The sequence below is a fragment of the Arthrobacter sp. V1I9 genome (assembly GCF_030817075.1).
Taxonomy (GTDB): domain Bacteria; phylum Actinomycetota; class Actinomycetes; order Actinomycetales; family Micrococcaceae; genus Arthrobacter.
Genome location: NZ_JAUSYU010000001.1, coordinates 2,676,757 through 2,691,047 on the forward strand (window position 1 = coordinate 2,676,757; position 14,291 = coordinate 2,691,047).

Annotated in this window: 9 protein-coding genes and 1 pseudogene; 9 read left to right on the forward strand and 1 reads right to left on the reverse strand. The window is 64.4% G+C overall.

The genetic code is table 11. The features are described from left to right. The first annotated feature begins 55 nt into the window (after window positions 1-55). The 9 genes and pseudogenes from QFZ70_RS12590 to QFZ70_RS12630 all read left to right on the forward strand — a co-directional run bounded on the left by QFZ70_RS12590 (window position 56) and on the right by QFZ70_RS12630 (window position 11,638). Complete coding sequence (locus tag QFZ70_RS12590) at window positions 56-1,246, forward strand: ROK family transcriptional regulator (protein WP_307096019.1); 1,191 nt, start codon at window positions 56-58, stop codon at window positions 1,244-1,246. 131 nt (window positions 1,247-1,377) lie between these two features. Further along, window positions 1,378-2,934: a multiple monosaccharide ABC transporter ATP-binding protein gene (mmsA, locus tag QFZ70_RS12595; RefSeq protein WP_307096021.1), complete on the forward strand. Its 1,557-nt coding sequence runs from the start codon at window positions 1,378-1,380 to the stop codon at window positions 2,932-2,934. A gap of 44 nt (window positions 2,935-2,978) precedes the next feature. Further along, window positions 2,979-4,267, forward strand: a pseudogene (gene mmsB, locus QFZ70_RS12600) (multiple monosaccharide ABC transporter permease). A 50-nt stretch (window positions 4,268-4,317) separates the two neighbouring features. Further along, a complete protein-coding gene (locus tag QFZ70_RS12605) occupies window positions 4,318-5,415 on the forward strand; it encodes a sugar-binding protein (protein ID WP_307096023.1) in 1,098 nt (365 codons plus the stop codon). A gap of 246 nt (window positions 5,416-5,661) precedes the next feature. After that, window positions 5,662-6,756, forward strand: a complete 1,095-nt coding sequence (locus tag QFZ70_RS12610) for a Gfo/Idh/MocA family protein (protein ID WP_307096025.1) — start codon at window positions 5,662-5,664, stop codon at window positions 6,754-6,756. Between the two features lie 153 nt (window positions 6,757-6,909). Beyond that, on the forward strand, window positions 6,910-7,929 hold the full coding sequence (locus QFZ70_RS12615; RefSeq protein WP_307096027.1) for a hypothetical protein: 1,020 nt from the start codon (window positions 6,910-6,912) through the stop codon (window positions 7,927-7,929). Window positions 7,930-8,022: 93 nt separating this feature from the next. Continuing rightward, the gene (locus QFZ70_RS12620) at window positions 8,023-9,612 is read left to right on the forward strand and encodes a hypothetical protein (protein ID WP_307096029.1); all 1,590 of its coding nucleotides are present in this window, start codon (window positions 8,023-8,025) and stop codon (window positions 9,610-9,612) included. Window positions 9,613-9,905: 293 nt separating this feature from the next. After that, a complete protein-coding gene (locus QFZ70_RS12625; RefSeq protein WP_307097878.1) occupies window positions 9,906-11,129 on the forward strand; it encodes a serine/threonine-protein kinase in 1,224 nt (407 codons plus the stop codon). Continuing rightward, entirely contained in the window at window positions 11,126-11,638 is a 513-nt protein-coding gene (locus QFZ70_RS12630; RefSeq protein ID WP_307096031.1) for a hypothetical protein, read from the forward strand. The genes QFZ70_RS12625 and QFZ70_RS12630 overlap by 4 nt, the downstream gene beginning before the upstream one ends. Window positions 11,639-11,786: 148 nt before the next feature. Here QFZ70_RS12630 and QFZ70_RS12635 read toward each other — a convergent pair whose 3' ends face one another. Further along, window positions 11,787-14,006 carry an NADP-dependent isocitrate dehydrogenase gene (locus QFZ70_RS12635; RefSeq protein WP_307096033.1) on the reverse strand — a complete coding sequence of 740 codons (2,220 nt, stop codon included), beginning with the start codon at window positions 14,004-14,006 and terminating at the stop codon, window positions 11,787-11,789. Window positions 14,007-14,291 lie beyond the last annotated feature (285 nt).

A 14,291-nucleotide genomic window follows, 5' to 3' on the forward strand; every position in this document is an offset into this window, starting at 1 on the left:
GCGCGTTGCGTTAACTTCTTGACTACAAGACTTCCGATAAGGCACTCTTTCAAGCATGCCCGCAACTTCGCGCTCAACGAGGAGCAAGCCCAAAAATCCCGGCTCGCAATCCGCCCTGCGGCAACTGAACCAGCAACGGATTATCGAATCGCTGATGGGCGGGCCTTCCACGCAGGCTGAACTGGCCCGGCAGACCGGGCTCTCCACGGCAACGGTCTCCAACATCGTCAGAATAATGCTCGATTCAGGGATGGCATCCACGGAGCCCATCACCAGTTCCGGCCGCCGGGCGCTCAACGTCAGGCTCAACAGCAACGGTGCGGTGGCAGTCGGAATCGACTTCGGCCGGCGCCACCTACGGGTGGTACTGGCCTCGCTGAGCTATCACGTCATTGCCGAGGAATCAGTCACGCTGCCGCTGGGCCACCAGGCTGAGGAAGGCATCCAGGCGGCAGTAATCCTGCTTGAGAAACTCCTGCAGGAAAGCGGCATCGCGCGCAGTGCAGTGGTGGGCGCAGGGGCCGGGATCCCCGGGCCGATAGACCGGCGCACCGGCACGGTGGCCCAAGGGGCAATCCTTCCGGAGTGGGTGGGCATCAACATCCTCCAGCACCTGGAGGAACGGCTCAAAATCCCCGTTTTTGTTGACAACGACGCCAATTTGGGCGCCTGGTCCGAGGTGACCTGGGGGCAACACACCGGGGTCAGCAACCTGCTGTTCTTGAAGATTGGATCAGGCATCGGAGCCGGCCTCATCCTGAACGGGGCACCCTATTACGGCAACGTCGGAATCACTGGCGAAATCGGACACGCCACCATCCATGAACAGGGGCTTGTCTGCCGCTGCGGCAACCGCGGCTGCCTTGAAACCATCGCGTCCACCACTACCATGATTGAGCTCCTGAGCCGCGGTGAGGACCGGCCGCTCACCCCCGCGGATATCGTGCGCAAGGCCCTGGCCCGTGACTCGGCAACCCTCCGGGTACTCGATGACGCTGGGCTCGCCGTCGGCCGCGCGCTCGGCAACGTTGCCAACCTGATCAACCCTGAAGTCATCGTGGTCGGCGGGCCACTTGCCGGCCTCGGCAACCTCCTTTTGGACCCTATTAAGCGGGGACTGGTGCGGCATGCGGTGCCCGTCATTGGGGAGACCACCGCGTTGGCCATGTCCTCCCTGGGCGACCGCGCGGAGGCCCTCGGAGCGGCCGCCCTGGTGTTCCAACACGCCGGAATCAGGAAGACCTAGACCGTTTTGTTATCCGGGATATGCGTTAAAGACTTGACGACAACCGGCGTGATCCAGTTTACTTTCTCATCAGACGGCCCTGCGCTTTGCCGGCCGGACAAAGAAGTCATTGCATTGGAGGGTTAGGGCACATGACGTCCCAGACCACGCAAACCGACCCGATCATCCTCGAGATGCGGTCCATCACCAAGGAATTCCCCGGCGTTAAAGCGTTGGCCGATGTGAACCTGCGGGTGAAGGCCGGCGAGATCCACGCCATCTGCGGCGAGAACGGCGCCGGCAAGTCCACCCTGATGAAGGTCCTCTCAGGTGTTTACCCCTACGGCAGCTACGACGGCGACATCGTCTACCAGAACCAGGTCCAGCAGTTCCGCGACATCCGGGCCAGCGAACACGCCGGCATCGTGATCATCCACCAGGAACTCGCGCTGATCCCGGAACTGTCCATCATGGAGAACATCTTCTTGGGCAACGAGCCAACAAAGCGCGGCGTCATCAACTGGGCCGAGGCCCGGCTGCGCTCCCTGGACCTGTTGGCCCGCGTCGGCCTGCGCGAGGATCCGGACACTCCCATCAAAGAAATCGGCGTCGGCAAGCAGCAGCTCGTGGAAATCGCGAAGGCCCTGAACAAGTCCGTAAAGATCCTCATCCTGGACGAGCCCACGGCCGCGCTGAATGAGTCCGATTCCCAGCACCTGCTGGACCTGATGCTTGGCCTGAAGGCGAAGGGCATTACCAGCATCATCATTTCGCACAAGCTCAACGAAATTGAACAAATCGCCGATTCCATCACCATCATCCGCGACGGCAAGTCGATCGAGACGCTGGATGTCAAAGCGGACGGCGTGGACGAGGACCGCATCATCAAAGGGATGGTGGGCCGCACCCTCGAATCGCGTTTCCCGGACCACACTCCGAAAATCGGCGAGGTGTTCTTCGAAGTCAAGGACTGGACCGTGGGCCACCCCAACGTCCAGGACCGGCTGGTTTGCAAAAACTCGAACTTCTTCGTCCGCCGCGGTGAAATTGTAGGATTCGCCGGGCTCATGGGCGCCGGCCGCACCGAGCTTGCCCGGTCCGTATTTGGCCGGTCCTACGGCAAGTTCATCAGCGGCCAGATCTACAAGGACGGCAAGCAGGTGACCCTCAAGTCCGTCCGGCAGGCCATTGATGCCGGACTGGGATACGTCACCGAGGACCGCAAGTCACTGGGACTGAACCTGCTCGATGACATCAAAACCACCACGGTGGCCGCCAACCTGCGGAAGATCAGCCACAACTCGGTGGTGGACCCCAACCAGGAATTCACCGTAGCGGAGCAGTACCGCAAGTCGTTGCGGACCAAGACCCCGTCGGTGGAGGAGGGCGTGGCCAAACTGTCCGGCGGAAATCAGCAGAAAGTAGTCCTGGCCAAGTGGATGTTCACGGACCCGGACCTGCTGATCCTGGATGAACCGACCCGCGGCATTGACGTCGGAGCCAAGTACGAGATTTACGGCATCATCCAGCAACTGGCCAACCAGGGGAAGGGTGTCATCGTCATTTCCTCGGAGCTGCCCGAACTCCTGGGCCTTTCAGACCGTATCTACACGATTTTCGAAGGCGCCATCACCGGTGTCCTGGACAAAGAAGAGGCCAGCCAGGAAAGCCTGATGAAACTGATGACCTCCGCCCGCAAAGCCGCCTGACCCCTGGACCACCCCAGAACCTTCCGGACACAAGGACTCACACAATGAACGCCCTCAAGAAGCTCTTTGGCGAAAATACCCGCCAATTCGGCATGATCTTCGCCCTGGTGGCCCTGATCGTCTTCTTCCAAATCGCCACCGACGGCCGCACCCTCACCCCCGGCAACGTCATCAACCTCTTCAACGGCAACTCCTACATCCTGATCCTGGCGATCGGCATGGTGCTGGTGATCATCGCAGGGCACATCGACCTCTCCGTCGGTTCAGTTGCCGCCTTCGTGGGAGTCACCGTGGCCCTCGCCATCCGTGACTGGGGAATCCCGTGGTACGCGCCGGCGTGCTCCTGGGCCTGGTGCTCGGCGTGGTGATCGGCGCCTGGCAGGGCTGGTGGACAGCGTACGTGGGCATACCCGCCTTTATCGTTACCCTCGCCGGCATGCTCCTGTTCCGCGGCTTCAACCAGTTCGTGGGCAAGTCCAACACCATTCCGGTGCCCGCCGATTTCCAGTTCCTCGGATCGGGCTACCTTCCCGAGGTTGGCCCCGACACCGGCTTCAACAACCTCACGCTGCTGCTGGGCATCGCCGCCGCGGCCTTCGTAGTGTGGGGCGAACTGCGCTCCCGGGCCCGCGCCAAGGCTCTTGGCGCTGAAGTTCCGGAAATGTGGGTCACCGTGCTGAAGCTGGTCCTAATCTGCGGCGCCATCCTCTACGCCACGTACCTGTTTGCCACCGGCCGTCCCGGTACTTCCTTCCCCATCCCCGGCCTGATCCTCGCGGTCCTGGTCCTGCTGTACGGCTTTGTCGCCTCCCGCACCATCCTGGGCCGGCACGTCTACGCAGTGGGCGGCAACCGTCACGCGGCCGAACTGTCCGGTGTCCAGTCCAAGAAGGTCAACTTCCTGGTCATGATGAACATGTCCATCCTTGCCGGCCTGGCAGGCATGATCTTCGTCGGACGCTCCACCGCCTCGGGCCCGTTCGACGGCGTGGGCTGGGAACTGGACGCCATCGCCGCTGTCTTCATCGGCGGCGCTGCGGTTACGGGCGGCGTGGGCACCGTCGTCGGCTCCATCATTGGTGGCCTGGTGATGGCAGTGCTGAACAACGGCCTGCAGCTCCTCGGCGTCGGTGCCGACCTCACCCAGATCATCAAGGGTTTGGTGCTCCTGATCGCCGTCGCCTTCGACGTCTACAACAAGAGCCAGGGCAAGAAGTCGATCATCGGCCTGCTGACACAAAACTTCAGCCGGCCCTCCGGCGGCGGACCCAGCAACCCCCTCCAGCCCGACGAAACCACCTCCACCAAGGAAGCGATCGCCAGGGAAGCCTGAGCTTTGCAGCCTGAATAGAGTTACACCACCACAAGGAAAGAGAACCAACAATGCGAATGTTTGGTAAAGCAGGAAAGGCCGCAGCGGTTGCTGCCATCGCAGCACTGGCGCTGACGGGCTGCGGCCGGTCGGAGCCCAGCACGGGCGGCGGAACCGAAGGCGCAGGAGGGTTCGAACAGAACTCCTCCATCGGCGTCGCACTTCCGCAGAAAACCAGCGAGAACTGGGTCCTGGCGGAGAAGCTGTTCAACGACGGCCTCAACGGGGCAGGGTTCAAGGCTGATGTGCAGTTCGCCAACGGCGGCGTGTCCGAGCAGCAGAACCAGATCAGCGCCATGGTCACCAAGGGCGCCAAGGTGATCATCGTCGGTGCCATCGACGGCTCGCAGCTGGGAACCCAGCTCCAGCAGGCCAAGGACGCCGGCGCCACCATCATCGCCTACGACCGTCTGCTCCTGAACACCCAGAACGTGGACTACTACGTGGCCTACGACAACTTCAAGGTGGGCGAGCTCCAGGGCCAGGCACTGCTCGAAGGCCTGCAGGCCAAGAAGGCAAGCGGCCCGTACAACATCGAACTGTTCGCAGGCTCCCCCGACGATGCCAACGCCAAGGTCTTCTTCGACGGCGCCATGAGCGTCCTGCAGCCGAAGATCGACGACGGCACGCTCAAGGTAGTGTCCGGACAGACCAAGTTCGAACAGGCCGTGACGCAGGGCTGGAAGGCTGAAAACGCCCAGCGCCGCGCCGACACCCTGCTCACCGGCAGCTACACCAGCCAGTCCCTGGACGGCGTCCTCTCCCCCAACGACACTCTTGCCCGCGCTGTCCTGACCTCCGTCAAGGGCGCTGGCAAGCCCACCCCGGTAATCACGGGCCAGGACTCCGAGGTTGAGTCGGTCAAGTCGATCATGGCCGGCGAGCAGTACTCCACCATCAACAAGGACACCCGCAAGCTCGTTGAGCACGCCATCACCATGGTGAAGGATCTCCAGGCCGGCAAGGAACTGGAAATCAACGACAAGGACTCCTACAACAACGGCGTCAAGACGGTCCCGGCCTACCTGCTGGAGCCGGTTATCGTCACTGCTAAAAACGTGAAGACGGCCTACGTGGACGATCCGGTACTCGGACCGATCACCAAGTAAGCAATCTGGTCACCGAAAAGCCCGGTCCCGCATTCTGCGGGGCCGGGCTTTTTGGTAAACCGGATAAGTAGGCGGGACGGGTGAGGTCCAGGGTCCAGCAGCGCCGCCCTCCCCCAGATGCTCTCGCAGTTCCTGCAGGTCAAATCCAAACGCTCTCGCAGTTCCTGCAGGTCAAATCCAAACGCTCTCGCAGTTCCTGCAGGTCAAATCCAAACGCTCTCGCAGCACAGTGAGAAGATGGGCACCATGAGTGCGCCTATCGCCAAGCCATGGTTGTCCAGCCAGCCCGACCAGGATCCACGTTCCGCCACGGGAGATCCCCTCCGCTGGGGCGTCATTGCCACCGGCGGAATTGCCCGCTCCGTGTCCCAGGACCTGGCTATGCTGGCCGATGCAGAGCTGTATGCCGTCAGCTCCCGGGGGCAGGAGACAGCTGACAACTTCGCCGCCACGTATGGGTTCGGTCGGGCATACGGGGACGACGGCGGAATTCGCGGCTATGAGCGGTTACTCGCCGATGATGCGGTGGACGTGGTTTACGTGGCGACGCCGCATGCCCAGCACCATGAAGTTGTGCTGGCCGCGCTCAACGCCGGCAAACACGTCCTGTGCGAGAAGGCATTCACCGTCAACGCCAGGGAAGCCTCCGAGCTCATCGATCTTGCCCGGTCCCGGAATCTTTTCCTCATGGAGGCCGTCTGGAGCCGGTTCCTGCCGGGCATGCAGCGGGCCTTCGAAATTGCGGCCTCCGGTGAGATCGGGGACATTCACTGGGTGACGGCCGACCTTGGCTTCCCCGCCCCCTACTCACCCACCGCCAGGCTTTGGGCCAGGCAGGACGGCGGTGGCGCCCTGCTCGACCTTTCGGTTTATCCGCTGCTCTGGGCGCTGGGGACCCTTGGCTTTCCCCAGACAGTCAGCGCCACGGGAGATATAAATGACGACGGCGTTGACGCCCAGAATGCCCTGACCCTCGGCTACAACCACGGCGCGCAGGCCCAGCTGACCTCGTCGCTGCTGGCACATGGCCCGCGCACAGCCACGGTCGCCGGCAGCAAAGGCTTCCTGCAGAGCATCGGATCCATCAACAACCCGCAGGACCTGGTTATTGGAACAGGGCGGGAAGAACGCCGGGTCGAAAAATTCGACGCCGTAGGGCGCGGGTACACCTACGAACTGCGCGAGGTGACGCGGTGTATCCAGCAGGGCCTCATTGAAAGCCCGGTGATGCCACTGGAGGACACATTGAACACGATGCGCCTTTTCGATGGAGTGCGTGCCCAACTGGGAGTCAGCTACCCGAACGATGAACGGCAAGCCACAAAGGTGACACAGCCGTAAAGGACGGCAGTACAAATTCAAAGCCGCTGTCACGCCCATGAAGAAAAGCAGCCTCACTTTGTCGATTTGTTTTAGTGGGTTCTGGACTTTCTGCAATATTTGGTTTTAGGCTTTGGGCATCCGTCGAATGCAACGGTACTGGGGGTGGTACGCATGGCTAAGGCTCGTTCTGCGTGGCGTGCCCTGCGCCCTGTGTTCCTTGCCGGCGCGGCGACCCTGACCTGGCTGACGTTTTCGTCTCCGGCGGCCTCAGCGGACGTGCTTTCTGAAACCACGTCACTGTTGGGCGGGGTTACCAGCACGGTTTCTTCGGTAACGGACAAACTTGCCGGCCCTGCACCGGCTGCCCCTGCGGCCGCGCCTGCTGCTGCCGCGCCTGCTGCTGCGGCGCCCTCGCCGGGTTTGCTTGGGCCTGTGGTGGGCCAGGTTTCGGGGCTCGCGGACAGCATCGTCGCAGCGGTCCCGGTGGTGAACCAGGTGGTTCCCGCCGGTGCCGTGACGGTTGTTTCGGCTCCCGTCGCCGGAGTTGTTGACGGTGCTACCGCATCAGTGGTGGACGTTGTTGTTCCGCCTGTTGCCGGGGCCGTTCCGGTTCTTGAACCTGTTCTGGAGCCCGTCGCTGACCTGGCCACAGGCGCCGCTCCGCTGCCCGTTGCCGTTCCCGAACTGCCTGTGCTGCCGTCCGTTCCGGTTGATGCCGATCTTTCCGACGCCGCTGATCTTTCCGGCGGCGGCACCGATCCTTCCGCAGGCACCGTCGTCCCCGGAGGGGGCCAGGCTGTTGCCGAGGACCGGGACGCAACCCCGGAGGGCCCCGCGGCTGCGGACGTGCCCGCCGCCAGCGCTGTGCAGGGCACGGTTTCTGCCGATTCCGCTGTCGGCGCGGTGGCCCTGGCAGGTACCCCGTCCCCGCTGCGGGCCCCCCTGGCCGAGTCCGGTGCCGGGGCCGGGGAGCCTGGGACGGCTGACCCTTCGCCTGTCCCTGCCCAGGCACCTGCTGTCCCGGGTTCCGGTGCCGGTAGCGGCACGTCGGCGTCCGGTTCTTCCGGGTCTGCGGCGTGGCTGAGCGTTTTCACTGTTGATCTTCCTGTTCCCGGTGCCGTCCGTGCCGGGGAATCCTCTGAGCACGTCCCTGCACCGGCGTCCCTGGACCCCGGTTCCTCTCCTGATTAGTTGAGACCCGTCTGCCCCCTGTGTGGCAGAACGCGGCATTGCGGGTTGCTGACCAAGCACCCCTTACCTCAACTATTTTCAGGAGACATCATCATGAGTTCGAACCTACGCAGGGGGATGCTGGGCACCCTCTTTGCCGGCGGGCTTCTAGCCTTCGGCTGCACCGCGGCCAACGCCGCGGACACCACCAGCGGTCCGGACCTTTCCGGTTCCGCCCTCGTCTCGGCGGCGGCGTCCGCTGACACCGCGTCGTTGGGCCTGCTGGGTGGCCCAACGCCGTCGGAGTCAACGGCCGTCGCCGCCGTAGTCAACGCCGCAGTGGACCTCGGAGCCGTCACCGCCGCACCTGCCCCGGCCGCGACCGACCTGGCAGCCGCTGCAGACGTCGTGGTTGACCTCGGAAACGGGACCGGCCAGGCCGCCAGCCCTGACTTCACCGCCGCCGTCGTGAACCTCGGCCCCGGCAACGCCGTCACCGCCGCACCTGCACCGGCCGCGACCGACCTGGCAGCCGCCGCGGACGTCGTGGTTGACCTCGGAAACGGGACCGGCCAGGCCGCCAGCCCGGACCTCACCGCGGCCGCCGTCGTGGACCTAGGTCCCGGCAACGCCGTCACCGGCGCACCTGCACCGGCCCCGGCCAACCTCACTGCCGCTGCAGACGTCGTGGTTGACCTCGGAAACGGGACCGGCCAGGCCGCCAGCCCGGACCTCACCGCGGCGGCCGTTGTGGACCTCGGAGCCGTCACCGGCGCACCCGCCGCGGCCGCGACCGACCTGGCTGCCGCTGCGGACGTCGTGGTTGACCTCGGCGGCACCAACAGCGCCACCGACGGGCTCACCACCGGTGGAACCGACGCCCTGGTGGACGTCAACCTCGGCGGCACCAACAGCGCCACCGACGGGCTCACCACCGGTGGAACCAACGCCCTGGTGGACGTCAACCTCGGCGGCACCAACAGCGCCACCGACGGGCTCACCACCGGTGGAACCAACGCCCTGGTGGACGTCACCCTCGGCGGCACCAGCGGCACCACCGACGGGCTCACCACCGGTGGAACCGACGCACTGGTTGATGCAGTTGTGGACGTCAGCCTCGGCGGCAGTGGTACCGGTGGCACCACCGGCGGACTCAGCGCCGTAGTAGATGCAGTGGTCGGTGTCGGCACCGGCAGCACCGGCGGTAACACCGGTGGACTGGTTGCCGACCTCGACCTGGGCCTGGACCTGGGACTGGGCAGTGACGGCAATGGCACGGAGAACCCTGGCACCGGCACACCCGGTGCCGAAACCCCGGGTGACGGCACCACAGGCGGCACCGGCACCGAAGACCCCGACACCAATACCCCCGGCACCGGCACCGATAACGGCAACGGCAACGGTACTGACACCGGCACCACGGGTTCGAACAACGGTTCTGACACCGGCACCGCAGCCACCGGCGGCTTCTCCGCAGCACCGGCCGGTTCCACCGCAGTGAGCGGCGCCATCGCCCTGGACACCACCGCCGGCAACACACCTGCGCAGGCAAACACCACCCAGGCAGGCACCACCCGGGCAGGCACCACCCAGGGCGCCAACGCCCTGGCCAACACCGGCGCGGACGCCTCCCTGGTCCCGCTGGCCCTGCTGCTCCTGGCAGCAGGAACCCTCCTCATGCTCCGCAAGCGCAAGGTCTCCTAGGACACCAAACGATTGCTGACCGTGCCTGCACCCCGCGCCTGAAGCGGCAGCAGCAAGCAGGCTGAACGGAAGGAGGACCCCGCACAACACAAAACCAACACACGAAACAACGCAAACATGTCATCAGCACACATGTCCTTGTGGCCGATGGCCCGGCAGCGAAACCCACACACGGTTCCGCCGCCGGGCCCTCGGCGTGTCACAGAACAGAAGCCAGGCCAATCGTCCGTTTACTCCACCGCCCGTATAATTTGTTGTACGACAGTGCCGCAGCGCACCGGGAGGAACGGGTCATGGTGGCGGAATCGCCTAGCTCCATCAAGAATGAAGTGGTCGGCGGACGTTATCGGTTGGGTGAAGTCATTGGCCGCGGCGGAATGTCATCGGTTTACTGTGCCCGGGACGAGAACCTGGGCCGCGACGTTGCCCTGAAGCTCTTTGCTCCGCAGGCTCCGGACGCCGACGAATTGAAGCGGCAGGAAGCGGAAATCCAGCTCCTGGCCACGCTCAACCATCCGGGGCTGGTCACTCTTTTCGACGCCGGGATCGATGACCGTATCCCTGACGAGCCGAGGCCTTTCCTCACCATGGAGCTTGTGGACGGCCAGGATCTGCGGACCCGGATCCGCCATAGCCGCGTCCCGCTGGAGGAACTTGCCGTAATCGGGGCAGGCATCGCCGACGCACTGGCGTATGTCCACGGCCTCGGAATCATCCACCGCGACATCAAGCCTGCCAATATCCTGCTGGTGCAGATCCGCCCCGGGGAGCCGCTGCGTCCCAAACTTACGGACTTCGGCATCGCCCGGATCGCGGACTCCACCCGCCTGACAGCCACGGGCACAATGGTGGGCACTGCCGCTTACCTCAGCCCGGAACAGGCCCTGGGCAAGCCTCTCTCCTCCGCCACGGACATCTACTCCCTCGGGCTTGTGCTGCTTGAATGCATCAAGGGCACGGTCGAGTATCCGGGCGGCGCAGTTGAATCTGCCGTGGCGCGCCTGCACCGTGCGCCGGAAATCCCCGAGGATCTGCCGTCCGAATGGGCTGACCTGGTCCGGTCCATGACAGCCATCGAACCTCTGGAGCGCCCCGCCGCCGCGGACATCGAGACCGCCCTCCGGCAGGCGCTGGTGTCCCCCGCGTCAACCCCCGGAGAACTCGTTCCGGAAACCACGAGGGTCCTGCCGGCCATGCCGTTCCACCCGCCCTCCATCACTGCTGAGGAATCGGTGGATGAACTGCGTGAGGCGGCAGGGCCAGTAGACGCAGCTTCGCCGGCCGCCCCTGGACAAGTACTGAAGGGCGGGCAGCCCAAGAAGGAGCGGTCCTCAGGATCGCGACGCCGGCGCTTGTGGCTGGCAGTGCTTCTTGGGGTTTTGGTGCTGGCTGCAGCCGTAGCGGCAGTGATGGCCAGCCTGTCCACCCAGTCCACCGCCGACGTCGTGCCCTACCCCACGGTGACCGGCGTCCTTGGTGAGCACCTGGAGGAGCTCCAGAAGAGCGTGGAGCCGTGAGCTTGAAGCTGCGGGGCACTTCGAGTGGCCCCCGGTTACGGGTTGTATCGACGTGCACGGCTGCCGTGTTGGCGGCCGGCCTTGTGGCTGGCTGCGGTCCCAGCGACACCGGCTTGCAGCCAGCCGCTGCCCGGCAGCTTCAGGCGCGGGTCCTCGAAGTCACTGAGGCTTCCTCCAAGAATGATCCCGCCACAGCCATGAAAGCCCTGAAAGGCCTTGAAACAGAGTTGGCTGCGGCCCAAGGCAAGGGCCAAATTTCCGAGGATCGGCGCCAGACGATCACGACCATCGCAGCTGCCGTACGGGCCGACCTGGAAGAAGCTGTCGCGGCCGCTGCCAAGGCAGCAGAAAACGCGAAAATCGCTGCGGACCGGGCTGCGGCTCAAACTTCCCCGCCGGCCGTCGAGGCTCCGGCACCGGCTCCCGAGCCCGCTCCGGCCCCCGCACCGGAAACCGGAAATAATGACGACAAGAAGGACAACGAGGGCAAGGGCAAAGGCAAAGACTAACGCCTGGCTCCAAGCGCGCGACGACGGCTCGTCAGCTCAGGACGACCCCACCCGTTCCTGCCACATAAGAAAGAGGCGGCGCCCCGGTATCGAACCAGGGACACCGCCTCTTTCGCGTTGCCTGTTCAGCTGCTGACGCAGCCGTGCGTTAGCTCAGCGTGGCGAGAACCTTGTTCAGGGTGGCGGACGGGCGCATCACTGCGGAAGCCTTCGCATCGTCCGGGTTGTAGTAGCCTCCGACGTCCACCGGGGAGCCCTGGACCTCAGCCAGCTCGCCCACGATGGTTTCCTCCTTGGAGGAGAGCTCATCGGCGACGGAGCTGAAGGCGGCGGCCAGGTCGGCGTCGTCCGTCTGCTTGGCCAGTTCCTCCGCCCAGTAGCGGGCCAGGAAGTAGTGGCTGCCGCGGTTGTCCAGCTCGCCCACACGGCGGCTGGGCGACTTGTTCTCCAGCAGGAAGGTGCCGGTGGCGCGATCCAGGGTGTCGGCCAGGACCTGGGCGCGGGCGTTGCCCGTGGTGGTGGCCAGGTGCTCGAAGCTCACGGCCAGAGCCAGGAACTCGCCCAGGCTGTCCCAGCGCAGGTGGTTTTCCTTAAGCAGCTGCTGGACGTGCTTCGGGGCGGATCCGCCGGCGCCGGTTTCGAAGAGCCCGCCGCCGTTCATCAGCGGAACAACGGACAGCATCTTGGCGCTGGTGCCCAGCTCCAGGATGGGGAACAGGTCCGTGAGGTAGTCGCGCAGGACGTTGCCGGATACCGAGATGGTGTCCTCACCCTTGCGGATACGGTCCAGGGTGAACGCGATGGCCTTCACCGGGGACATGATGCGGATGTCCAGGCCCTCGGTGTCGTGGTCCTTCAGGTACTCGTTGACCTTGGCGATGAGGTTGGCGTCGTGGGCGCGTTCCTCGTCCAGCCAGAACACAGCAGGGGTCTGGGAGGCGCGGGCGCGCGTGACGGCGAGCTTGACCCAGTCGCGGATGGGCAGGTCCTTGGTCTGGCAGGCACGCCAGATGTCCCCGACGGAAACCTCGTGTTCGATCAGGACGTTCCCGGAGCCGTCCACGATCTGCACCGTGCCCGCTTCCTGGATCTCGAAGGTCTTGTCGTGGCTGCCGTATTCCTCGGCTGCCTGCGCCATGAGGCCCACGTTCGGCACGGTTCCCATGGTGGTGGGATCGTAGGCGCCGTTGGCGCGGCAGTCATCGAGGACCACCTGGTAGATGCCGGCGTAGGAGCTGTCGGGCAGCACGGCGAGCGTGTCAGCTTCCTTGCCGTCCGGGCCCCACATGTGGCCGGAGCTGCGGATCATGGCGGGCATGGATGCGTCCACGATGACGTCGCTGGGGACGTTCAGGGTGGTGATGCCCTTGTCCGAGTCCACCATGGCCAGGGCGGGGCCCTCTTCGAGGCCCTTCTTGATGAGGGACTGGACGCCTTCCCGGACGTCTTCCGGGAGGTCTTCGAGGCTGCTCAGGATGGCAGCGAGGCCGTTGTTCGGGCTGATGCCGGCGGCGGCAAGTTGCTTGCCGTAGGTATCGAACAGCTCGGAGAAGTAGGCCTTGACCACGTGGCCGAAGATGATGGGGTCCGAGACCTTCATCATGGTGGCCTTGAGGTGGGCGGAGAAAAGGATGCCTTCTTCCTTGGCGCGGGCGACCTGGGCCTGCAGGAACTCATCCAGGGCTGCGGCGCGCATCACGGTGCCGTCGATGACCTCGCCGGCCTGAACCGGGAAGGCCTTCTTCAGGACCTTGACCGAACCGTCTTCGCGGACCAGCTGGATGGCGATGGTGCCCTCAGACTCGATGACAACGGACTTCTCGTTGGAGCGGAAGTCATCCTTGCCCATGGTGGCCACGTTGGTCTTCGAATCGGCGGTCCAGGCGCCCATGGAGTGCGGGTTCTGGCGCGCGTAGTTCTTGACGGACAGGGGTGCGCGGCGGTCCGAGTTGCCTTCACGCAGGACCGGGTTCACTGCCGAGCCCTTGATCCTGTCGTAGCGGGAGCGGACGGCCGTCTCCTCATCAGAGGACGGGTTGTCAGGGTAGTCCGGGAGGGCGTAGCCCTGGCCCTGCAGCTCGGCGATCGCTGCCTTCAGCTGAGGGATGGAGGCGCTGATGTTGGGCAGCTTGATGATGTTGGCTTCCGGCGTCTTCGCCAGCTCACCGAGTTCAGCAAGGGCGTCACCGATCTGCTGCTCGGGGGTGAGGTAGTCACCGAAAACGGCGATGATGCGGCCGGCGAGCGAAATGTCGCGGGTCTCCACCTCCACACCTGCTGTCGAGGCGAAGGCCTCAACGATGGGCAGGAACGAATAGGTAGCCAGCATCGGCGCTTCGTCGGTGTGGGTGTAGATAATCTTGGACATGCGCGGGCGTCTCCCTGTGGGTCGGCTTGGTTGTGAAAATTCGGTCTATTTCACCATGTATAACCTACCCGAGGACAAGGGTTTGAACCCTACCGGAGCTTCTGGATTACCCAGCAGGCGGGCAGGATTACAGCGATGGAGAACGTACGACGGCGTCACGCGCCCGGGTGCCCCTACCGCCGTCGTGCTTTCCGCCCAGGGTAGGCCCCAGAGCCCCTTATCCGAAGTTGCGGGCAATAAAAAAGGCGAAAGCCCTAGCCGATACGCAGCAACTATCTACAATGT